Consider the following 20,082-nt stretch of genomic DNA (forward strand, 5'->3'; position numbering starts at 1 on the left):
AAAGGGCACTCCCGGCGGCGACTAGTTCAGCCGCGCGATCGTGGACTGCGAGGGAGCGCCCACTGCGGATACTGCGCTCATGGGTCTCACCTCCTCTCGATCACGATCGTCGCGACGCTAACACGCCGCCGGGTCCACCACCAGAGAGATCAGACGGCGATCTTCGAGGCCAGGAAGCGGCCGTGCTCGCGCGCGGTCACCTCGGCGGCCTCATGCAGCTCCTTGGCCATGTCCGTGAACTGGTCGAGGGCCGGGTTGACTCCCACCAGAGTGAACTCACGCTTCACCACGCGGAGGTCGGCACCCCAGACGTCGGCGATCACGCGCTTCATCCAGTCGGTGGAGTGATCCCAGCCGGCGCGGGGCGTGCCCGGCGAGTAGTTGCCTCCGAGGACGGTCGCGAGCACGGTCGGCTTGCCGGCGATCACCGAGGGCGCTCCGGGTGCCATGCGCGGATCGGTGATCATGAGGTCGACCCAGGTCTTGAAGTGCTGCGAGACGCCGAAGTTGTAGAGCGGCACGGCGAACAGGAGCGCGTCGGCCTGCTCGAGAGCATCGACATCGGCTGCGGCGAGCGCCATCGCCGCGCGCTGCGCCGGGGTGCGAGCGCCCTCAGGGGTCGCCCCGCCCGCCACCGCACTGGCCCATGCCGTCGCGGGGACCGGCTCGGTTCCGACGTGACGGCGGATGATCTCGGCCCCCGGGTCCTCCCGCAGCCACTCGGCTTCTACGACATCGCCCAGGGCTCGGCTCTGCGAGCCCTCTACGCGGATGCTGGCATCGAGACGGAACAGCTTCATGAATCCTCCACTACGTGATGAGCAGTCGCTACGGAAAACAAAGTAACACTGAAAAACCTAGCATGGTAGATTCTTCGTCATGGTCGACGTCGCGCAGGAGCATCGCTCGTGCAATGCGGCCATCACGCTGGCCTTCTCGATCCTCGGAAAGCGCTGGAACGGCGTCATCGTCGGCGCGCTCGAGCAGGGTCCCGCGTCCTTCGTCGTCCTGCGCCGTGCCATCGGCGGGATCAGCGACACCGTCCTGTCCGAGCGCCTCGGCGAACTGGCCGAGGCGGGGCTCGTCCGGCGCACGGTGACCGAGGGGCCGCCGGTCTCGGTGTCCTACGAGCTGACGCCAGGGGGTGCCGAGCTCACCCCGCTGCTCGATCAGATCGGCGAATGGGCGCGCAAGAACATGCGCCGCCCCGGCGCCGAGTAACCGGCAATCACGACCGCTTCGTCCCGCAGCTGCGTCAATCGCGTCGGGCTGCCATCACACCTTTGATGTCGTCGGCGACAGCGCGGAGATCATCGCCGAGCTGGTGTCCGCCGGCGACGGTTCGAGTCACCGAACCCGGGATCGCCGCCGCATAGAGGTCTCGGTGGGCGAAGGGCACGATGTCGTCGTCCCGACTGGCGTAGAGGAATACGGCGGCTTCGGTCGGCAGAGCTTCGGCTACGCGGGGCGGCAGGTCGAATCCGTCTAATGTCCAGTCGGCGTCGCCGCCCGGGAACGGCACAGCGATGAGGCAGACCGCGACCACCGATCGCTCGACCTCTTCCGCGGCCAGGTGAGCGAGCAATTGGAATCCACCGGCCGAATGACCGACGAGGACGGCGGGCCCACCGCCCGACGCCAGCGTCTCGGAGATGGTCCGCCTCCACGCGTCGCCGTCGGGGTCCTCCTCGTTCGGCATCACCGGATATCGCACGGCGAACCCGGCGCCGAGGTGTTCCGCGAGGCTCGCGGCGAGAACCGCGTCCTCGTCATGCGCACCGGCGCCGGCGCCCTGGATGAACACGACTTCGACGATGCCCGGTTCGGAGGGCACCGATCAGCCCTCCGCCGGCTGGAGTCGCGCAGTCGAAGCAGGCGGCTCCTGATCCGAATCCCGGAGGTATTCCTGCGAGAGCATGCGGTACGGCTTGCTCATGAATGCGGCCAACGCGATGAGGACCATCGCGATGCCGGCGAAGAAGAACACCAGCGCGATGCCCCGGGCGTCCCCTTCACCCAGCAGCCAACCCCAGGTGCGCTGCCCCTCGTCCGAGTCGAGCAGGGGGATGACTCCGAACTGGGCGATCGGCGCGATGAGGAACGACGTGACCGGTGCCGCCGCGGACTCGAACGCCTGCGCGAACCCGAACACCCGGCCCTGCTTCTCGTAGGGCACGACGCGTTGAATGACGGTCTGCTCCGCCGCCTCCACAGCGGGGATGGTCACGAGGTACAGGAAGATCCCGATGGCGTAGATCCACCACAACTCGCGGATCGTGAACAAGCTGCCGAGCACACCCATCACGATGACGAGGATGAGCATGGTGCGGATCGGGTTGCGCCCGAGCCCGAACTTCGCGACCAGGAGCCCTCCGACGATGAACCCGGTGGAGGCGACGCCGAGCACGGTGCCCCAGATCTGCACGGGGAAGAGCTCCAGGCCGTACGGGTCCATAAGCGCCATGTAGACGCCCCCGATGAGGTTGTTGAACATAGAGAAGATGATCAGCGCGAACAGAGCGGGGACCGCTCGCACGGCGCGGATGCTTCCCGCGACATCGAACGTCGGCGGGCGCTCGCCATCGGCGTCTCGACGTTCCTCCTCGGGAATGCGGATGAAGGCGAGGTGCGCGAAGGCTAACCCGGTGAACACGATCGCGATGAGCAGCGTGCCCCCCATCCCGATGAAACCGATCGCGAGCCCGGAGAAGACGCTTGTCACGATGAACGCGACACCCTGGACCGTGCCGACCAGACCGTTCGCGTTGGCGTGCCGCTCCTCGGGCACCAGAAGCGTGACCGACGTCGAGAGGACGATGTTGCGCATGTTCTCGATGACGGAGCCGAACAGGATGATCCCGGCGAAGAACCAGAACCACGGCTTGCCCAGATCGGAGAGGTCGCCCTCGGGTGCCGCGAGGTAGATGACTCCTGCGACGAGAAAGGAGCCGAGGGTGACACTGCTGGAGAGGACGAGCACCAGGTGCTTGCGGTGGCGGTCGACGATCGAGCCGAAGAGGATGCCGAAGAAGGCGACGAACAGCATGTAGGTGCCGCCCACGATCCCGGTTGCGAGCACCGACTGAGTCTCGATGTACGCCCAGAAGGTGAGCCCGAACCAGAGGAAGCTCGTCGTGAGATTCGCGACCGCCGTATTGATCAGCACCTGCCTGAAGGTGCGCAGGTTGCGGCGGTTCAGCTGAGCTCTGTCGGCGTCAGCTGCGATCGGTGTCGAATCGGTCACGCGTCGCCCCCACCTCGGCATCAATCCTAATGTGCACACTGTACACATCAAGCTCGGGGGAAGACAGGGGCAACGCGCGCGAGTTCGACCCGCGGTAGCGATCAGGCGGGCTGCCAGAGCTCGATCCGGTTGCCCTCGGGATCGGTCACCCAGCCGAAACGGCCGACGCCCTCCATGTCCTGGATCTCGTCCGCTACATCTGCGCCGACCGCGCGCAGCTGCTCGAGCATCGCGTCAAGGTCCCGCACCCGGAAGTTGAGCATCGTCTGCTGCGTCGACGAGCCGAAGTAGTCGCTGTCCGGCTCGAAAGCCGCGAACACCGTCGGTCCGGCGGACTGCTGCCACATGCCGTAGTGGTCGGAGTCGAGTCCGAGGTTGTCGCGGTACCAGGCGGTGAGCGCCGCCGGGTCCGATGCGCGGAGGAAGTAGCCGCCGATGCCGAGTACGCGTTCCATTTCCGTAGCGTCGCACGTACAGATGCGTGCCGGCCAGGGGCCGCCAGCTCGTCGAATGCATCCGTTCCGAACGTGACACCACTTGCGCTTGACGTGACACCATAGTGGTGTCATATTGGTGGCATGGATCTCGGACCTTATGTCGGCGACCTCCAGCAGCAGCTGGTCGACGCCGCAGCGAACGGCGCGGAAGACACCCGCGCCGCCGCCGAACGACTGACCGCAGCACTCGACGCCGCAACGCGTCTGGTGCTGCTCGATGCGCTCTCCGCCGCGGCGGGTGAGATCACTCGCGACCTCGCGCCCGGTTCGGTCGACCTCCGACTGAGGGGGCGAGAGATCGAGTTCGTCGTGACAGCGCCGACCGCCGATACCGAGACCGACGACCTGCCCGCCGCACCGATCGACATCGACGAGGCCAGCACGTCGCGCACCACACTCCGCCTTCCCGATGCCCTCAAGGCGAGAGTCGACGAGGCAGCCGCCGCAGACGGCCTGTCCGTGAACGCATGGCTGGTCCGTGCGATCGCGACCGCACTCCAACCCCGCCAACGCAGATCCGCCCAGCGCTCCCTGAAGACCGGCGACAGCTTCGCCGGGTGGGCCCGCTAACCGCACACATCACTTTCACGAGCTCCGCGCGCCGCGGGGCCCGCCAGTCACGCCCAGAGAAAGGGAGGCGTCAGCATGCCCACCTACGAAACCCCCACCCCGATCGACGTCGCGATCAAGCTGCCCGTCGGCAGCATCCGGATCATCGCCGGCGAGCGCGCCGACACGGTGGTCACGGTGTCACCCACCGACCCCGGCAAGACTTCCGATCGCCGGGGAGCCGAGGAGACCAGCGTCGACTTCGACGGCCGGCGTCTCACCGTCACGGGACCCAAGCCGCGGGCGTCGTGGATCGGTCCCTCCGAGTCCATCGACGTGCTCGTCGAGCTGCCCGCCGGGTCCCGCCTCACCGCCGAAATCTCGGTCGGAGGAGTACAGACCACCGGCCGACTGGGCGCCACGCGCATCAAGGCCGCGTTGGGGTCCGTCGACCTCGACCGCACCGGCGACCTCTGGCTCCGCGCGGGGCACGGGAGCGCCGCGGTCGGCACAGCTCAGGGCGCCGTCGAGGTCACGGCTGACCACGGTCAGATCCGGATCGGGAAGGTGACCGGCGATGCGATCCTCAAGGCCTCGCACGGCTCCGTCCAGGTCGGCGAGTCCGGAGGCGACATCGAGGCGAAGCTCTCCTACGGCGACCTCGACATCACCACCGCGCTCGGCTCGGTGACAGCCAAGACCGCCTACGGCAGCATTCAGCTGCGCGAGGTGTCGGGCGGCTCCATCGAGGTCGAGAGCGGGTTCGGCCAGGTCACCATCGGCGTGAGGCCGGGCGTGCCCGCGTGGCTCGACGTCTCCTCGAAATCCGGGCGGGTGCGCAACGAGCTCGACGCCGATCGCGGACCCGAGTCGACGGAGCAGACGGTCGCCGTGCGCGCCCGCACCCAGTTCGGCGACGTCCTCATCCAGCGCGCGGCCTGACCCGGCCATCCCGATAGAGAGACAGCAACGGTCATGGCAACTCCCGCCATCGCGGTCAGCGGACTGCGCAAGTCGTACGGCGACAAGGTCGTGCTCGACGGTGTCGACCTCGTGGTCCCCGCCGGAACGATCACCGCTCTTCTCGGCCCGAACGGCGCCGGCAAGACCACGACGGTGCACATCCTCAGCACCCTCTTGCGCCCGGATGGCGGAACGGCGTCGGTCGACGGCGCCGATGTCGTCCGCGACCCCGACACCGTTCGCGCTTCGATCGGCCTCACCGGTCAGTTCTCCGCGGTCGACGGGCTGCTCACCGGCGAGGAGAACCTGCTGCTGATGGCTCGCCTCCGCCACCTCGGAGCCGCCCGGTCCAAGACGCGGGTGGCCGAGCTGCTCGAGCAGTTCGACCTCGTGGAGGCGGCCCGCAAGCCGCTCGCGACCTACTCGGGTGGGATGCGGCGTCGTCTCGATCTCGCGATGACCCTGGTGTCGACACCGAGCGTGATCTTCCTCGACGAGCCGACGACGGGCCTCGACCCGCGCAGTCGGCACACCATGTGGGACATCGTGCGCGACCTCGTCGCCGAGGGCACGACAGTGCTGCTCACGACGCAGTACCTCGAAGAGGCCGACGAACTCGCCGACCGGATCGCCGTACTCGACGGAGGCCGCATCGTTGCGGACGGAACCCCCGACGAGCTCAAACGGCTCGTGCCCGGCGGGCATCTCCGGCTGCGGTTCGCGGACGACTCCGCCCTCGACTCCGCCGCGCATCTCCTCGCCGGGTCGGCCCGCGACGATTCCGCGCTCACCCTCACCGTTCCGAGCGATGGCAGCGTCGACGCCCTGCGGGCGGTCCTCGACACCCTCGCCACGCCGCAGATCGAGGTCGTCGACCTCAGCATCCACACTCCCGACCTCGACGACGTCTTCTTCGCCCTCACCGGCAAGACGGAGCGCCCGGGACTGACCGACACGAAGGGATCCGAATCATGACCGCCCTTACCGCGAGCCGTCCGCCGGTCGCTCCATCGCGCCGACGGTCCCATGTCGTCGCCGATGCCGTCACCATGCTGCGGCGCAACCTGCTGCACATGATCCGCTACCCCGGACTCTCGCTGTTCACGATCATCGGGCCGGTCGTCGCGCTGCTGCTCGTGGTCTTCGTCTTCGGCGGCACTCTGGGTGCGGGCCTGCCCGGGGTCGATCCGGAGGGCGGCCGTGAGGCGTACATCGCCTACGTCCTTCCCGGGATCCTCGCGATCACGATCGCCGGCACGGCGGGGGGAATCGCGATCACCATCTCGATGGACATGACCGAGGGCATCACGGCCCGGTTCCGCACCATGGCGATCTCGCGCGCGTCGGTGCTCGCCGGGCACGTGCTGGGGAACACGATCCAGGGGATCATCGCCGTGGCCCTCGTCCTCGCGGTGGGACTGCTGATCGGGTTCCGCCCCACGGCCGGGCCGCTGGAGTGGCTCGCCGCCGCAGGAGTCGTCGCACTGATCGCCTTCGCGATCAGCTGGATCGGCCTCGCGATGGGCATCCAGGCGAAGTCGGTCGAGACGGCGAGCAACCTGCCGCTCATCCTGACGTTCCTGCCTCTGCTCGGCAGTGGCTTCGTGCCGACCGACTCGATGCCTGCGGGCCTGCAGGAGTTCGCCCGGTATCAGCCGTTCACGCCGTTCATCGAGACGATCCGCGGCCTGCTGCTCGGGACTCCCCTCGGCTGGAACCCGGCGCTCGCGATCGGCTGGGCTGTGCTGTTCGTGCTGGTCGGATACATCTGGTCGACGGCGATCTACGAGCGCAAATCGGTGCGCTGACGGGAGCCGCTCCTCCGCCGGACGGGAAGTCAGGTGGAGGAGCGGATCCGCAGCCCCGCGCCCGTCGAGCGCAGGGCCTCTTATCGATCAGCTCGCGAGCGTCTTCTGGTCCTGGTCGTTCGACGCCTGGTTCTGGACGTGGATCTTGCGCGGCTTCGCACGCTCGCTCACGGGGACGATGACGCTCAGCACCCCGTTGTCGTAGCTCGCCGAGATGCCGGCGGTGTCGACGCCCTCGCCGATGCTGAACTGACGCAGGTAGGACCCCGCAGGGCGTTCTTGCGCGAGCCACTTGGCTCCGCTCACGGATCCGGCGGTGCGCTGCGCCCGAATGGTGAGCAGCTGCCCGTCGACATCGACGTCGACCGAACCAGGGTCCACGCCCGGCAGGTCCGCGTTCAGTACGTATCGGTCGGCATCACGATAGAGGTCGACCGGCATGACGCGGGGCCCCGAATGCGGCTGGAGGAGCGACGCGGCGACGCGATCCAGCTCGCTGAAAGGGTCGAATGTCATTGCCATGAGTATCAATCTCCTTCCGGTTCTGAGAGTTGAGCCAAACCGGCTCAATGCCAGCAAGTTAGCACTCTAGGCACCCGAGTGCCAATGCGGGTCAGCTGAAGAATTGCCCAGAACCGGACCGGGTGTTGCCCCGCTCCGTGTTCCTCGAGAACTACGGGTGTAACGCTCACTACGCCCTGACGGCCTCGAATTCAAGCCCCTCCGATCGCAGCCGTCCGGGTGCAGAATGTGCGAGCAGCTCGAGTTCGGCGGTCGCCCCTCGTTGCGACCGGGCGAAGACGCGCGGCGTGGCTGACACGGCGGCCTCCGGGCTCGAGGCGGATTCATCGAAGCAGCTTCCGTCGTGGGCCACCGTCCTCGCCGTCCGAGATAGCGCACCGCAGCCTGATCGCCGCCCCTGCATTCGTCCGCAGGGCGACCCATCGCCCGCATGTCTGGGTAGCGTGTCTCCATGACGGCGCCCACGGCTGACCGCGCGGGCACCGGGCGCGTCATCGCGATCGACATCGCCCGGTTCATCGCGTTGGCCGGAATGTTCGCCGCCCACACCTGGAATCGCAACGAGGACGGCAGCCACACCCTCATCGGAGAGCTGGTCGCCGGGCGAGCGGCCGCGCTGTTCGCCGTGCTCGCCGGAGTCGGCATAGCTTTAGTCACCCGTCGGTTCCTCGCCGATGGCCAGCCCGGCCGCGCGCGTCGGATGCTCGTCGGGCGCGGAGCCGCGTTGCTCGCGATCGGCCTCACGCTCGGGGTGCTCAGCACCAACGTCTTCGTCATCATCGCGTACTACGGGGTGCTGTTCTGGGTGATGGCCCTCGTGGTCGGCCTCCGCGACCGCTGGCTGATCGTGGTCGCGGCGATCTCGGCTCTCGTCGGTCCGCCCGTCAACGTGGCCGTCCGGCATTCGCTGGGCATCGAGTACGAGGTGGGCACTCCCGACTGGCTCGACCTCGCCGATCCGATCGCACTGCTCCGAGGCCTCGCCGTCACCGGCATCTATCCGGCGCTGACCTGGATCGTCTACGGGATCGTCGGCCTGCTCATCGGGCGCGCGCTGCTTCGCGCATCCGGGGCGGCGGCACGGCGGACCCTGGGGCTGAAAATCGCTGGGCTCGGTGCGGCCTCTGCAGCGCTCGGTGCCATCGTCAGCGCGCTCGCCCTCGACGTGTTCGGAGGGCGGGAGGCGCTCGCGGCGGGGTACCTCAATGACGGCCCGGCGATCGTCGACGTGCTGCTGACCGGCTCGGGGGAAGGGGCGCCCCTGCCCGGCAGCCCGTGGTGGTTCTTCGCTGCGATCCCCCACACCGGCACCACGCCCGATCTGCTGCTGACCGCCGGGATCGCCGCGTTCGTCATCGGCGTTCTGCTTGCTCTGCTGCCCGATCCGTCGCGAGCCGTGCAGCGGATCCTGCTGCCGATCGCCGGCGCGGGCGCCATCCCGCTCACCGTCTATTCGGTCCACGTCACGTTGACGGCGATCGTGCCCGAGGTCGTCGCGATGACCTCACCGAGCGGGGTGGTGCCCTACGAGTACGACTCCGGTCCTGTGCTGTGGCTCGCGCATGTCGTCGTCGCGCTGCTGCTCGGCACACTGTTCGCCCTGATCAAGGTGCGCGGGCCGTTCGAGACGGTCGTCACCGCCGTGGGCCGCTTCGCCGCCCGCCCTCTGCGCACCCGCCGCACCCCCGCCCGCTGAGCGAAGCGAGCGTGTCACCCCTCGGTCGACGGGGGCTCGGGCCAGCTCTGTCGGATGTGCGCGAACTCGTCGGTGTCGAGAACTTCGGCGAGAAGCGGAAACGCCATCATCGGAACGTGGAATCCGCCGACCAGTCCGACGAGCTCGAGAGCGGCGGAGATCTCCTCCACCGTCGCCCCGTGCCTGAGCGCCTCCCCGATGTGGAACTTGCAGCCGTAGGTGAAGTAGACCGCCGCATCGGCTGAGAGCATGATGAGCTCTTTCGTCTTGCGATCCAGCGTCTCATTACGGTGCACGGCGTGCATGTAGGACGTATGGAACTGCTCCAGCAGCGGAGGATCGAAACGCGCTGAGATCGCGAGGTTCGGGTGGACGACGCCGCGATCGGTCTTGATCTGCGCGAGCAGCGAGTTCAGGTCAGTGGTTTGCGTCATGGTGTTTCCTCTTCTGGGGCGGGGATGGGTGTCGTCAGCGTGTTCGCCAGCAGGTGGCTGGGATTACGGCGGAGCATGAGATCGAGTTCAGCCCTCGAGATACCCTCGGCGGCGAGATCGCGGGCCAGGTCGGCCAGCATGATGCTCGACGGGGGACACCAGTCGAAGAAGTAGTCGGTGGTGAGCACGCAACGCTCTGCACCGACGAGACCGACGATGCGGGCGAGACCGGCGGGCGTGATTCGGCCGATCCGGGGATACGTGCCGAGGGCGCAGATCTCGATGAAACCCCCAAGCCGTGCGATCTCGACGATGGTCGCGTCATCGGCACCGATCGAATGACTGTCGGGGTGGGAGAAGACGAAGCGATCGGCGAGGCGTCCATCCCGGGCTATGGCGAGCACCTCGTGGGGCGCGAGATGGCCCGAGTAGACCATCAGTCGGTGCTCGTCGATGACGTCGAGAACAGCGTTCAGCTCGCCAGTCAGCCGACCCTCGTCGTCGAGAACCGTCGTCGATGGAAGCGAATGGGCGTCGAAGTGACCGAGCTGGGTCTCGATCGTGTGCGAGATGCCGCCCCGCTCGACGTCATTGTGGGCACCGACCGTCGGGAGGTACACGACCCCGGCTCCCTGGCGAGCTGCGAGCTCGACCACCTCGGGCCGCATCCCACCTGCGATCGGATTCAATGTCACGCTTCCCACGACGCGAATGCCCTGCACGAGCTGCTCGAGGAGGATCGCGCGGCCCATGGTCGGCCACGTGTGCGACTTCAGCACGACAGCGGTCATCCCCGCGTCGCGGCAGAGCGCGATGTCGTCCGCGTCCGCGAGAGGAGTCCGGAAGTCCCGGGTGATCTCTGGGAAGCCGTGGCGGTGCAGGTCGATCGCGCCCACGAGGATGTCGTCGAAGTCGCTCATGCTCGGATCGGACCGTCGTCGGCTAGGACTGCGCGCTCGAACTCCTCGATCTCACGGAGCCCGACCAGGGCGTTCAGCGCATCGAGCGACTGGATCCTCCCCGACCACGACGAGGAGTCGCCTTCGCGCGCGAGATCTGCGAAGAATTCGACGAACATCCGAGATGCGATGCGAAGAGCCGACGTGGGGTAGAGGACGATCTCGAAGCCGAGCTCGGCAAACTCCGCACGAGTCGTCGACGGAGTGCGGCCGGATTCGGACATGTTGGCGACCTTGAGGCCGGGTACCTCGGCGGCGATGCGCTCGAGCTCTTCGCGACTCTCGGGCGCGTCGATGAACAGGGCATCAGCCCCCTCCGCGTGGAAGCGACGCGCGCGCTCGATGGCCTCGTCGAGATCGTGGGTCGCCCGGGCATCGGTGCGGGCGATGATCAGAGTCGCGTCATCGCGGCGCGCCCTGACTGCAGCGCGCACCTTGCGCACCGCGACCTCGATCGGCTCGACCGACTTCCCGGTGAGGTGGCCGCACCTCTTGGGCCAGGTCTGATCCTCGACCTGAATGGCGGATGCTCCGGACGCCTCGAGACGATGAATGGTGTCCGCCACGTTGCTGACGTCACCGTACCCCGTGTCGGCATCGACGAGGAGCGGCACTGTCGTCGCAGATCGGACCGCTTCCAACGCCTCCCGGATCTCGGCCAGCGCGATCAGCCCGATGTCGGGGACGGCGTGCCGCCAGGCCGCTGTGGCGTATCCGCTCACGTAGATCGCCTCGAAGCCCGCGGCTTCGGCCGCTCGTGCTTCGAGGGCGGTCCCGACACCCGGGATAACCACGGGCCCGTCAGCCTGTGCGAGCAGCTTTCGCAGAGTCATACCTGTTTCCATCCCATCGCCTCGGCGATTTCGACAACGGTTCGCGTCACCGCAGCCGCGAGTTCCACCTGCGAGGCCTCGACACGCGACAGCAGGCCTCCCACGCTCACCGCACCGACGACCGCACCTCGGTCGTCGAGGAGCGGCATCGCGATGGCCCCGACACCTTCGGAGATGTCACCCCGGGTCATCGCGAAACCCCGTGCGCGAGCCGCGTCGACCCGCTCGATCACATCAGCCGCGGTCTTGGAATCGAGAGATCTCACGGCCCCCTCTACCTCGGTATCGTCGAGGGTCGACAGAATCGCCGTACCCGAGGCCCCTATCGTGAGAGGGACCGTCGTCCCCGGCGGGGTTGACAGGTCTCGCATCGGATGCGAGCCCTCGATACGGTCCGCGCAGATGGCGCCGTCTCCGCGGCGGAGCATCAGATAGACGGTCTCCCCGGTCGAGTCCCGCAGATCGCGCAGATGGGATCTGGCCTCGTGTCTGATGTCGAGGGACGACTGGACGACATGAGCCAGCTGCAGCAGCCGGACTCCGAGCCGGTACGTGCGCGTCGTCGGGTTCTGCTCGAGGAGACCGAGGCTCACCAGGGTCTGCGCGAGGCGGTGCACGGCGGCCTTGCTCAAGCCGAGCTTCGTGGCCAGCTGACTCAGACCGAGTTCGGGAGTGTTCTGATCGAAGGCGAACAGAACGGCACCCGCCCGCACCACGGTCTGCAGATCTGATCCGCTCTCCGAACCTTCGATTCGCTCCATGGAACACGAAGGTACGTGCCCGACGTGACCAAATCAATCTCCGATTTCGGATTGACAGCCTCGATGGTCACCCCTACAGTCCATTTCGCCATCCGGATTCGCGGTTCGCAGAGTGAACCATTTCCCCGCCGAGTCCGCTTGAATCCAATGGAGGATCGATGACCGACACCACCACTGCCGAACCCCAAGTCGACCTCAAGGAGGCACGACGGGTGTCGCTCGCCAGCCTCGTCGGCGCGAGTGTCGAATGGTACGACTTCTTCATCTACGGCCAGGCCGCAGCTCTCATCTTCAACAAGCTGTTCTTCCCCGAACTGGATCCGGTGACGGGCACCCTCGCGGGCCTCGCGACCTTCGGGGTCGGATTCGCCGCCCGTCCCATTGGCGGGATCATCTTCGGCCACTTCGGCGACCGGATCGGCCGCAAGACCGCGCTGATCACCACGCTCCTGATGATGGGTATCGCAACGGTCGTCGTGGGCTTCCTGCCCACCTATCAGCAGATCGGTGTCGCCGCCCCGATCATCCTCGTGGCCCTCCGACTCATCCAGGGCATCGCCGTCGGAGGCGAATGGGGCGGCGCTGTGCTCATGGCGGTGGAGCACGCGCCATCGAAGCGGCGGGGTCTGTACGGCAGCTGGCCCCAGGCCGGCGTGCCCATCGCGCTCATCGCGGCGAGCCTCGTGCTCTACCTGCTCTCCGTGACTTTGACCGACGAGCAGTTCGAGGCGTGGGGCTGGCGGATCCCGTTCCTCGCCAGCATCGTGCTGATCGCAATCGGCCTCATCATCCGCCTGAAGATCTCGGAGTCACCGCTGTTCCGCAAGCTGCAGCAGGAGGGCCGTCAGCTCAAGGTGCCGATCCTCGATGTGCTGCGCAACGCGTTCGGTCGCGTCGTTCTTGTCATCTTCGTGCAGGCGGCCCTCAACGTCGGTTTCTACATCATCAGCACCTATGCGCTCACCTACGCGACCCAGAATGCGGGGTTCTCACGCGCCGACACGCTCGTGGCCCTGACCATCGGCGCGATCCTCGACTTCCTCGCCATCCCCCTGTGGGCCGCGCTGTCGGACCGGATCGGGCGACGGCCGGTCATCGTCATCGGCGCCCTCGTGCTCGGCGTGTTCATGTGGCCGTTCTTCCTGCTCGTCGACACCGGTAATCCGGTCCTGCTCGTGCTGGCGGTGAGCATCGGGCTCGTCTTCGGACACGCGCCCTTCCACTCGGTCCTGTCGACGTTCCTCCCCGAGACCTTCGATGTGCAGTCGCGTTACACGGGAGTCTCGCTCGGCTACCAGTTCTCGGGCGCGATCATCTCGGGTCCGACCCCGCTCGTCGCCGCCGCGCTCGTCACCGCGGCCGGCAGCTACTACCCGGTGATCGTCATGATGGGAGTCGCGACTGTCGTGACGCTCGTCTGCCTGGCCCTCCTCAAGGAGACGCAGGGGCGCGACATGAGCCAGCAGCTCAAGGACAGCGCGGCTCCGTCGACGGTCTCCCCGGCGGAGCGCTGAGGGACGCCATGCTCATCACTGGCGCCGTGCTCGAAACGTCGGGAGCACCCGCGCCCTACCGTTCATCGAGACCGCTGACCGTCTGCCAGGTTCACCTCGACGCCCCTGGACCTCATGAGGTCATGATCCGGATCGAGGCTGCGGGCATCTGCCACTCCGACCTGTCGGTGGTGAACGGCGATCGGCCGAGGCCTCTCCCGATGCTGCTCGGTCACGAGGCCGCCGGCGTCGTCGAGGAGGTCGGTGAGGGCGTAACCGACCTCCGCCCCGGTGACGCCGTTGTGGCGAGCTTCCTTCCACGCTGCGGGGAATGCGCCGAATGCCGTACCGACGGGCGTGTCCCCTGCAGCCGAGGCAGCGCGTCGAACGCCGCCGGGGAACTCCTGGGCGGCGGCCGCCGTCTCCGACGCGAGCAGGCCGAGATCGCGCATCATCTCGGGGTCTCCGGCTTCGCGACCCACGCCGTCCTCCACCGCAGTTCACTCGTCCCCGTCGGAGACGGAGTGCCGCACGATGTGGCGGCCCTGATGGGGTGCGCGGTGCTCACGGGCGGCGGAGCAGTCGTCAATGCGGCCCGCCCCAAGGCAGGCAGCAGGCTCGTCGTCGTCGGCCTGGGCGGGGTCGGGATGGCTGCCCTCCTGGTTGCGTTGGCGCATGACGATGTCGAAGTGATCGGGGTCGATGCCAACCCGGCCAAGCTGCGGATCGCGGCCGATCTCGGCGCCCATGCGGTCCACACCCCCGACGACGCCTCTGCGGCGGGGATCACCGGCGATGCGGTGGTCGAGGCGGCCGGCAGTGCACGAGCCTTCGAGACCGCCGTCGCACTGACCGGCCCTGGTGGAACCACGGTCACGGTGGGGCTTCCCCGGGCCGACGCCCGGGCGTCCATTGCGCCGCTCGACCTCGTCGCCGGAGCCCGCTCGATCGTCGGAAGCTACCTGGGTTCAGCGGTGCCCGCCCGCGACATCCCGCGCTTCGTCGAGATGTGGCGGGTCGGACGACTACCGGTCGAGCGTCTGATCTCCGGACGGGTGCCGCTCAGCCGCGTCAACGAAGGGATGGATGACCTGACTGCAGGAACGGCGCTGCGACAGATCATCACGCCCCACACCTGAGCGCCGGGTTCAGACGACCGCGTCCGCCCTGAGCACCGGCAGGACTTCTCTCGCTAGAAGGTCCATCGAACGCAGCGAGTCGCCCACCGGCATGCCCGGCCAGTCGGTGCGCAGGATGAACTCGTCCACACCGATGGTGTCGCGGAAGCTCCGCAACCCCGCGAGCACCGTCTCGGGGGATCCCACGATGAACCGATCCCGCCCCACCTCATCGACGGGTCCGGCCAGGCTCTGATCGCTGACGTGACCGCGCTCCTGCCCCCAGGAGCTGTATCCGGCGTACTTGCGGGCGAGATGCGGCAGGGCGGTCTCCCGAGCGAGCTCGTCCGTCGCCGCGCAATAGACCTCGCGGAAAGCCGCGACATGACTCGGCCGACCCGCGGCCAGGGCGGCTGACCGGTAGCCGGGGGCGAGGTCGGCGAGCGAGCCGGAGTCGGCCGCGGGATTGATGATCCAGCCGTCGGCGAGACGTCCGGCCCTCTCGATGGCGCGCGGCCCCGTTCCCCCGATCCATACGGGTAGCGGGTCCTGGACCGGTCGTGTTCCGATCACCGCCTCATCGAGACGGCACCACTCCTCATCAACGGTCACTGGTCGACCCGACCAGAGCTCGCGGGCGATCTCGAGATTGCGCTCGAACCGGCGAGCTCGCTGAGTCATGTCGATGCCGAAGGCGGCGAACTCCTCGGGCCGATAGCCGATGCCCAGCCCGGCGATGACACGCCCCCCGCTCACGACGTCGAGGCTCGCGAAGTCCTCCGCCATCGCGACCGGGTTGCCGAGTGAGAAGAGGTGGATTCCCGTGCCCAGCGAGAGGCCGGGGGCGGCAGCCGCCAACCTGGCCAGGAACGGGATGGGTTGCGTTCGCTGAGTCCCCGAACTGACGAAGTGCTGACCGGTGAAAAGGGATTCCCATCCACCTGAGGCCGCGGCCTCGGCGAACCACAACTGGTCGTCGAATGCCGCGGAAAGGTCCGAACCCGTCGGGTGCTCGTTGGTGAGGAAGAGGCCGACCTTCATCGCCCCGGACCGCCTGCTGGACCGATTTTCGCTTTCACGAAGAGAGTGTAGTCACCGGCATTCAGACCGGGCAGCCGTCCGAAGTCAGGCGCGTTGCAGGACGTCGGGTTCGAGGTAGATCACACGCGCGGCGGGAACCGCGGCCCTGACCCGCTCCTCGACGGCGTTGATCGCCGCGGCCACCTCGTCGAGCGACCTCGCCGCCGGCATCGCGAGCTTGGCGGCGACGAGCAGCTCGTCGGGTCCGAGATACAGGGTCTTCATGTGGATGATCGAGTCGACGTCATCACCGCTCGTGATCGCCGCCACGATCTTGTTCACGTCCCCGGTGCTCGCTCCCTCGCCGATGAGGAGGCTGCTGGTCTCGATGCCGAGGACGACGGCCACGGCGATGAGGAGGACGCCGATCCCGATGGTGCCGATGCCGTCCCAGGTCGCGTCACCGGTGATCACCGAGAGCCCGACCCCGGCGAGCGCCAGGACGAGACCGATGAGAGCAGCGAAGTCCTCGAGGAGGACGACAGGCAGCTCGGGCGCCTTCGCGCGGCGGATGAACTGGTACCAGGACTGGTTCCCGCGCGTGTGGTTCGACTCCTTGACGGCAGTGCGCAGAGAGAAGCCCTCGAGACCGATCGCGATCACGAGGACCAGCGCCGGAAGCCAGGCGTTCTCGAGAGGGTGGGGATCGGCGAGCTTCTCGACGCCCTCGTACAGCGAGAAGACGCCACCGACGGAGAACAGGATGATGGAGACGATGAACGCGTACACATAGCGGGACCGGCCGTAACCGAATGGGTGCTCCGCGTCGGCCGCTCGACGGGAACGGCGTCCGCCGATGAGCAGGAGCACCTGGTTGGCCGAGTCGGCGAGAGAGTGCACACCCTCCGCGAGCATCGACGCCGACCCCGAGAAGAACGCGGCGATGAACTTCGTGATCGCGATCCCGACGTTGGCCCCGAGTGCTGCGATGATCGCGCGATTGCCGCCAGATGTGCTCACCGATTGATTCTGCTCCTCCGCGGGCACCTTGTTGCACCGATCAGGAGATCGGCGCGGATCAGGATGATTTCTGCGCGGATCAGGACCGGATCGGGGTTTTTACCTGATCCGTGCGACCGGTCCTGATCCGTGCAGATGGGGTGGGAAGGAGGCTCGTTTCGACGGGCTCAACGGGCGGGGCGGGGCGAGGCTCGTTTCGACGGGCTCAACGGGCGGGGCGAGGCTCGTTTCGACGGGCTCAACGGGCGAGGCGAGGCGGAGGCTCGTTGCGACGGGCTCAACGGGCGGGGGCGCGGGGTTCGTACAGGGTCTGATCATTAGGGTTCTAGCGTTCGATGGACAGAGAGGACCCTGAGCGATGGGCCCCACCCCCGCAGACGGCCAGACCGAGATCGACGACGTGAGCGAGAGCCGGCGCGACGGATACGTCGACCTTCGCGACTACGCCGCGATCGGCGACGGCCGCACCATCGCCCTCATCGCCCGCGACGGGCGGATCGACTGGTTGCCCATCCCCGCCATGCACACGGCGCCCCTCTTCTCCGCCCTCCTCGATCAGAGGCGCGGCGGATACCTCGAGCTGCGGCCCACCGGCCCGTTCACCACCCAGCGGGACTACGTCGACGGCACGAACGTGCTGCGCACCCGTTTCACCACCGCCGACGGGGTCGTCGAGGTGACCGATGCGCTCGTCACCGGTGTCGCCGGTCGCCTCCCATGGGCCGAACTGGCCCGCCGCATCGACGGGATCTCGGGCGAGGTCGACATGATGTGGTCGGTGGTGCCCGGCGACCTCTTCGGCGAGAAGAAGATCGAACGGATCGAGACCGCCCACGGCCCCCTCCTCCGTGCGCAGGCGATCGGTATCGCGCTCGTCGGGTTCGAGCACGGCCGCATCGATGCGCCCGACGACGGTCCCGGAAGCGACTTCGACGCGCCGGAGTTCCGCGGCGCCTTCACCACATCGGCGGGATCCCGCCACCTCCTCTGCCTGGTCGGCACCGACGACGAGCCCATCCACCTGCCCGACCCGAGAATCGTGGATGAGGGAGTCGACCGCACCATCGAGAGCTGGGCGACCTGGTCGCGCGAGTTCAACTGGGACGGCCCTTGGGCGGACGCCGTCCACCGGAGCGCGCTCGCGCTCAAGCTCCTCATCTACTCCCCCACCGGCGCCATCATGGCCGCCGCCACCGCCGGTCTGCCCGAGTCGCTCGACGGCGATAAGAACTGGGACTACCGGTTCGCCTGGGTGCGCGACCTCGCGTACACGACCCGGGCTCTTCTGCGCTTCGGCCTGCGCGAGGAGCCTCACGCCGCCGTGTCATGGCTGCTCAAAGCGCTCAAGGCGAACGACGGCGAGATGCAGATCTTCTTCCGGCTCGACGGGAGCCTGCCCGACGGCACCCGCAAGATCAAGGCCGACGGATGGCGCGGGATCGGTCCGGTCGTCGACGGCAATCCCGCTGCGGGTCAGCTCCAGCTGGGCGTCTTCGCCGACATGCTGGCCATCATGAACGGCTACGCCCAGGGCGGCAACATCCTCGACCGGGCGACGAGCGACGTGTTGTGCTCCTTCGCCGACGAGGCCTGCATCCGCTGGGAGGAGAAGGACGCGGGTATGTGGGAGCTCGAGGAGGAGCAGCACTACACGAGCAGCAAGATGGGGTGCTGGCAGGCCATCGAGTCCGCGATCGGGCTCGCCGATCTCGGCGCCATCTCACCGACGACGAAGCAGCGCGCGACCTGGGAGAAGAACCGGCAGCTCATCGTCGACTGGGTCGACGAGAACAGCTGGTCCGAGGAGCGGGGCGCCTACCTGATGTACCCCGGTGGTGACGCCCTCGACGCCTCGGTCCTTCTCCACGCGCCGAGCGGCTTCGACCGCGGCGAGCGCATGTCGCGGACCATCGACCGCATCGTCGAGGAATTGAGCGACGGCACCCTCGTCTACCGCTACAGCGGTGTCGACCAGGAGGAGGCCACCTTCGTGGCGTGCGCGTTCTGGGTCGTCTCCGCCCTGACGTGCGTCGGGCGGCGAGAGGAGGCGATCGCCCTCATGGATCGTCTCGTCGCGCAGGCCAACGACGTCGGTCTCTACTCCGAGATGATCTCCGTCGACGAGCACGATTTCCTCGGCAACCTGCCTCAGGGACTCAGCCACCTGGCTCTCGTCAACGCCGCCGCCGACATCGTGGACACCGCCGACGAGCAGTGACGCCTCCCGTCAGGGAGTCGCGACGGCGAAGGTGTCGCAGGCGGTGGGGCCATCGTTGTAGCCGGTGGTGAACCATTTCTGGCGGGATTCGCTGGAGCCGTGCGTCCACGTCTCCGAGTTCGCCGTGGTGCCCTGGATGCGGTCGTCACCGACGGCGGCCGCTGCGCTCAGCGCGTCGGCGACCTGGGCGTCGGTGATCGGTTCGAGCAGGGCTTCGCCGTACGTGCCGTCGTCCCGCGAGGCGCCTGCGGCCCACGCTCCCGCGTAGCAGTCGGCCTGGAGTTCGACCCGCACTCCGTTGGAGGTGGGGCCGGTCTGGCCGTCCTGCGCCCGTTCGAGCACGCCGGTCAGATTCTGGATGTGGTGCCCCCACTCGTGCGCGACCACGTACATCTCGGCGAGCGGGCCACCCGTGGAGCCGTACTTGCTGCGCAGGTCGTCGTAGAAGGCGGTGTCGATGTAGATCGCGGTGTCGGGTGGGCAGTAGAACGGGCCGACCGCGCTCGTCGCCTGACCGCAGCCGGTGTCGGTGCTCTGATCGAACAGGAAGAAGTCGGGGTCGACGTAGGAGGAGGCGCCGACGGACCCGGCCTCGACAGTCCAGAACGCGGACAACGAGGTCGCAGCCCCGGCCATGCGGCAGTCGACTGAGGCGTTGGCGTCCGCTCCGGTCGAGCAGCCGGTCAGCTCCTCCGACTCCTGACTGGTGCCGCTCCCCGACCCGCCACCATCGAGGACGGGCGCGAGGCCCGTGAGGTCGACTCCGAGGACCTGCGAGAGCAGGAACAGGCCGATGACGACGATGCCGCCGCCTCCGGCGCCGATGGCGACGCCGCGGCCCCGGCCGCGACGTCGCACCTTGCTCGAATCGATGCGCGCATCATCGTCGAAAGTCATGACGCGACGGTATCTGGCGCAACCTGAGATCTGCGCGCGAACTCCGCCCC

21 protein-coding genes are annotated in these 20,082 nt (G+C 67.8%); 9 read left to right on the forward strand and 12 right to left on the reverse strand.

Annotated elements, in window-relative coordinates; all coding sequences use genetic code 11:
• Window positions 1-149: 149 nt before the first annotated feature.
• Window positions 150-800, reverse strand: a complete 651-nt coding sequence (locus DDQ50_RS01635; protein ID WP_116754991.1) for an FMN-dependent NADH-azoreductase — start codon at window positions 798-800, stop codon at window positions 150-152.
• A 79-nt stretch (window positions 801-879) separates the two neighbouring features.
• Between DDQ50_RS01635 and DDQ50_RS01640 the strand changes: the two genes are divergently transcribed.
• Window positions 880-1,221: a winged helix-turn-helix transcriptional regulator gene (locus DDQ50_RS01640; protein ID WP_116754992.1), complete on the forward strand. Its 342-nt coding sequence runs from the start codon at window positions 880-882 to the stop codon at window positions 1,219-1,221.
• Between the two features lie 34 nt (window positions 1,222-1,255).
• Here the strand turns inward: DDQ50_RS01640 and DDQ50_RS01645 are convergent, their stop codons facing one another.
• From DDQ50_RS01645 to DDQ50_RS01655, 3 genes are all read right to left on the reverse strand, one after another.
• Window positions 1,256-1,834 carry an alpha/beta fold hydrolase gene (locus tag DDQ50_RS01645; RefSeq protein WP_116754993.1) on the reverse strand — a complete coding sequence of 193 codons (579 nt, stop codon included), beginning with the start codon at window positions 1,832-1,834 and terminating at the stop codon, window positions 1,256-1,258.
• A gap of 3 nt (window positions 1,835-1,837) precedes the next feature.
• A complete protein-coding gene (locus DDQ50_RS01650) occupies window positions 1,838-3,244 on the reverse strand; it encodes an MFS transporter (RefSeq protein WP_377940280.1) in 1,407 nt (468 codons plus the stop codon).
• Between the two features lie 101 nt (window positions 3,245-3,345).
• The gene (locus DDQ50_RS01655; RefSeq protein ID WP_116754995.1) at window positions 3,346-3,699 is read right to left on the reverse strand and encodes a VOC family protein; all 354 of its coding nucleotides are present in this window, start codon (window positions 3,697-3,699) and stop codon (window positions 3,346-3,348) included.
• Between the two features lie 123 nt (window positions 3,700-3,822).
• Between DDQ50_RS01655 and DDQ50_RS01660 the strand changes: the two genes are divergently transcribed.
• From DDQ50_RS01660 to DDQ50_RS01675, 4 genes are all read left to right on the forward strand, one after another.
• Entirely contained in the window at window positions 3,823-4,311 is a 489-nt protein-coding gene (locus DDQ50_RS01660) for a toxin-antitoxin system HicB family antitoxin (protein ID WP_116754996.1), read from the forward strand.
• A gap of 75 nt (window positions 4,312-4,386) precedes the next feature.
• Window positions 4,387-5,232, forward strand: coding sequence for a DUF4097 family beta strand repeat-containing protein (locus DDQ50_RS01665; protein WP_116754997.1), 846 nt, complete (start codon window positions 4,387-4,389; stop codon window positions 5,230-5,232).
• Window positions 5,233-5,265: 33 nt separating this feature from the next.
• On the forward strand, window positions 5,266-6,228 hold the full coding sequence (locus DDQ50_RS01670; protein WP_116754998.1) for an ATP-binding cassette domain-containing protein: 963 nt from the start codon (window positions 5,266-5,268) through the stop codon (window positions 6,226-6,228).
• Entirely contained in the window at window positions 6,225-7,061 is an 837-nt protein-coding gene (locus DDQ50_RS01675; RefSeq protein ID WP_116754999.1) for an ABC transporter permease, read from the forward strand. Before DDQ50_RS01670 ends, DDQ50_RS01675 begins: the two co-directional genes overlap by 4 nt.
• An 87-nt stretch (window positions 7,062-7,148) precedes the next feature.
• Here the strand turns inward: DDQ50_RS01675 and DDQ50_RS01680 are convergent, their stop codons facing one another.
• Window positions 7,149-7,583 (reverse strand): Hsp20/alpha crystallin family protein, encoded by a 435-nt coding sequence (locus DDQ50_RS01680; RefSeq protein WP_116755000.1) that lies wholly within the window; start codon window positions 7,581-7,583, stop codon window positions 7,149-7,151.
• Window positions 7,584-8,034: 451 nt separating this feature from the next.
• Here DDQ50_RS01680 and DDQ50_RS01685 point away from each other — a divergent pair, with 451 nt between their 5' ends.
• Window positions 8,035-9,279 (forward strand): DUF418 domain-containing protein, encoded by a 1,245-nt coding sequence (locus DDQ50_RS01685; protein ID WP_116755001.1) that lies wholly within the window; start codon window positions 8,035-8,037, stop codon window positions 9,277-9,279.
• A 14-nt stretch (window positions 9,280-9,293) separates the two neighbouring features.
• Here the strand turns inward: DDQ50_RS01685 and DDQ50_RS01690 are convergent, their stop codons facing one another.
• Genes DDQ50_RS01690 through DDQ50_RS01705 form a run of 4 tightly spaced genes read right to left on the reverse strand, consistent with a single transcriptional unit; the run spans window position 9,294 to window position 12,266 of the window.
• Complete coding sequence (locus DDQ50_RS01690; protein ID WP_116755002.1) at window positions 9,294-9,713, reverse strand: carboxymuconolactone decarboxylase family protein; 420 nt, start codon at window positions 9,711-9,713, stop codon at window positions 9,294-9,296.
• On the reverse strand, window positions 9,710-10,633 hold the full coding sequence (locus DDQ50_RS01695; RefSeq protein WP_116755003.1) for a DUF6282 family protein: 924 nt from the start codon (window positions 10,631-10,633) through the stop codon (window positions 9,710-9,712). Before DDQ50_RS01695 ends, DDQ50_RS01690 begins: the two co-directional genes overlap by 4 nt.
• The gene (locus DDQ50_RS01700) at window positions 10,630-11,505 is read right to left on the reverse strand and encodes an isocitrate lyase/PEP mutase family protein (protein WP_165829657.1); all 876 of its coding nucleotides are present in this window, start codon (window positions 11,503-11,505) and stop codon (window positions 10,630-10,632) included. Before DDQ50_RS01700 ends, DDQ50_RS01695 begins: the two co-directional genes overlap by 4 nt.
• Complete coding sequence (locus DDQ50_RS01705) at window positions 11,502-12,266, reverse strand: IclR family transcriptional regulator (RefSeq protein WP_116755005.1); 765 nt, start codon at window positions 12,264-12,266, stop codon at window positions 11,502-11,504. Before DDQ50_RS01705 ends, DDQ50_RS01700 begins: the two co-directional genes overlap by 4 nt.
• A gap of 158 nt (window positions 12,267-12,424) precedes the next feature.
• Here DDQ50_RS01705 and DDQ50_RS01710 point away from each other — a divergent pair, with 158 nt between their 5' ends.
• A complete protein-coding gene (locus DDQ50_RS01710) occupies window positions 12,425-13,780 on the forward strand; it encodes an MFS transporter (protein ID WP_116755006.1) in 1,356 nt (451 codons plus the stop codon).
• Window positions 13,781-13,788: 8 nt separating this feature from the next.
• Entirely contained in the window at window positions 13,789-14,898 is a 1,110-nt protein-coding gene (locus DDQ50_RS01715; protein WP_116755007.1) for an alcohol dehydrogenase catalytic domain-containing protein, read from the forward strand.
• 9 nt (window positions 14,899-14,907) lie between these two features.
• On the opposite strand, the gene DDQ50_RS01720 is transcribed toward DDQ50_RS01715, so the two are convergent.
• Complete coding sequence (locus DDQ50_RS01720; RefSeq protein WP_116755008.1) at window positions 14,908-15,918, reverse strand: LLM class flavin-dependent oxidoreductase; 1,011 nt, start codon at window positions 15,916-15,918, stop codon at window positions 14,908-14,910.
• 84 nt (window positions 15,919-16,002) lie between these two features.
• Window positions 16,003-16,917, reverse strand: a complete 915-nt coding sequence (locus DDQ50_RS01725) for a cation diffusion facilitator family transporter (protein ID WP_116755009.1) — start codon at window positions 16,915-16,917, stop codon at window positions 16,003-16,005.
• Window positions 16,918-17,275: 358 nt separating this feature from the next.
• On the opposite strand from DDQ50_RS01725, the gene DDQ50_RS01730 reads away from it, so the two are divergent.
• The gene (locus tag DDQ50_RS01730) at window positions 17,276-19,135 is read left to right on the forward strand and encodes a glycoside hydrolase family 15 protein (RefSeq protein ID WP_116755010.1); all 1,860 of its coding nucleotides are present in this window, start codon (window positions 17,276-17,278) and stop codon (window positions 19,133-19,135) included.
• A 9-nt stretch (window positions 19,136-19,144) separates the two neighbouring features.
• On the opposite strand, the gene ypfJ is transcribed toward DDQ50_RS01730, so the two are convergent.
• The gene (gene ypfJ, locus DDQ50_RS01735) at window positions 19,145-20,032 is read right to left on the reverse strand and encodes a KPN_02809 family neutral zinc metallopeptidase (protein ID WP_116755011.1); all 888 of its coding nucleotides are present in this window, start codon (window positions 20,030-20,032) and stop codon (window positions 19,145-19,147) included.
• Window positions 20,033-20,082 lie beyond the last annotated feature (50 nt).

The sequence above is a fragment of the Amnibacterium flavum genome (assembly GCF_003097495.1).
GTDB classification, from domain to species: domain Bacteria; phylum Actinomycetota; class Actinomycetes; order Actinomycetales; family Microbacteriaceae; genus Naasia; species Naasia flava.

Coding starts and splice junctions, on each gene's coding strand:
- DDQ50_RS01720 (WP_116755008.1), bottom strand. CDS start 15,918: ATGAAGGTCGGCCTCTTCCTCACCAACGAGCACCCGACGGGTTCGGAC.
- DDQ50_RS01635 (WP_116754991.1), bottom strand. CDS start 800: ATGAAGCTGTTCCGTCTCGATGCCAGCATCCGCGTAGAGGGCTCGCAG.
- DDQ50_RS01690 (WP_116755002.1), bottom strand. CDS start 9,713: ATGACGCAAACCACTGACCTGAACTCGCTGCTCGCGCAGATCAAGACC.
- DDQ50_RS01695 (WP_116755003.1), bottom strand. CDS start 10,633: ATGAGCGACTTCGACGACATCCTCGTGGGCGCGATCGACCTGCACCGC.
- DDQ50_RS01680 (WP_116755000.1), bottom strand. CDS start 7,583: ATGGCAATGACATTCGACCCTTTCAGCGAGCTGGATCGCGTCGCCGCG.
- DDQ50_RS01655 (WP_116754995.1), bottom strand. CDS start 3,699: ATGGAACGCGTACTCGGCATCGGCGGCTACTTCCTCCGCGCATCGGAC.
- DDQ50_RS01660 (WP_116754996.1), top strand. CDS start 3,823: ATGGATCTCGGACCTTATGTCGGCGACCTCCAGCAGCAGCTGGTCGAC.
- DDQ50_RS01665 (WP_116754997.1), top strand. CDS start 4,387: ATGCCCACCTACGAAACCCCCACCCCGATCGACGTCGCGATCAAGCTG.
- DDQ50_RS01705 (WP_116755005.1), bottom strand. CDS start 12,266: ATGGAGCGAATCGAAGGTTCGGAGAGCGGATCAGATCTGCAGACCGTG.
- DDQ50_RS01640 (WP_116754992.1), top strand. CDS start 880: ATGGTCGACGTCGCGCAGGAGCATCGCTCGTGCAATGCGGCCATCACG.
- DDQ50_RS01685 (WP_116755001.1), top strand. CDS start 8,035: ATGACGGCGCCCACGGCTGACCGCGCGGGCACCGGGCGCGTCATCGCG.
- ypfJ (WP_116755011.1), bottom strand. CDS start 20,032: ATGACTTTCGACGATGATGCGCGCATCGATTCGAGCAAGGTGCGACGT.
- DDQ50_RS01700 (WP_165829657.1), bottom strand. CDS start 11,505: ATGACTCTGCGAAAGCTGCTCGCACAGGCTGACGGGCCCGTGGTTATC.
- DDQ50_RS01710 (WP_116755006.1), top strand. CDS start 12,425: ATGACCGACACCACCACTGCCGAACCCCAAGTCGACCTCAAGGAGGCA.
- DDQ50_RS01730 (WP_116755010.1), top strand. CDS start 17,276: ATGGGCCCCACCCCCGCAGACGGCCAGACCGAGATCGACGACGTGAGC.
- DDQ50_RS01675 (WP_116754999.1), top strand. CDS start 6,225: ATGACCGCCCTTACCGCGAGCCGTCCGCCGGTCGCTCCATCGCGCCGA.
- DDQ50_RS01715 (WP_116755007.1), top strand. CDS start 13,789: ATGCTCATCACTGGCGCCGTGCTCGAAACGTCGGGAGCACCCGCGCCC.
- DDQ50_RS01670 (WP_116754998.1), top strand. CDS start 5,266: ATGGCAACTCCCGCCATCGCGGTCAGCGGACTGCGCAAGTCGTACGGC.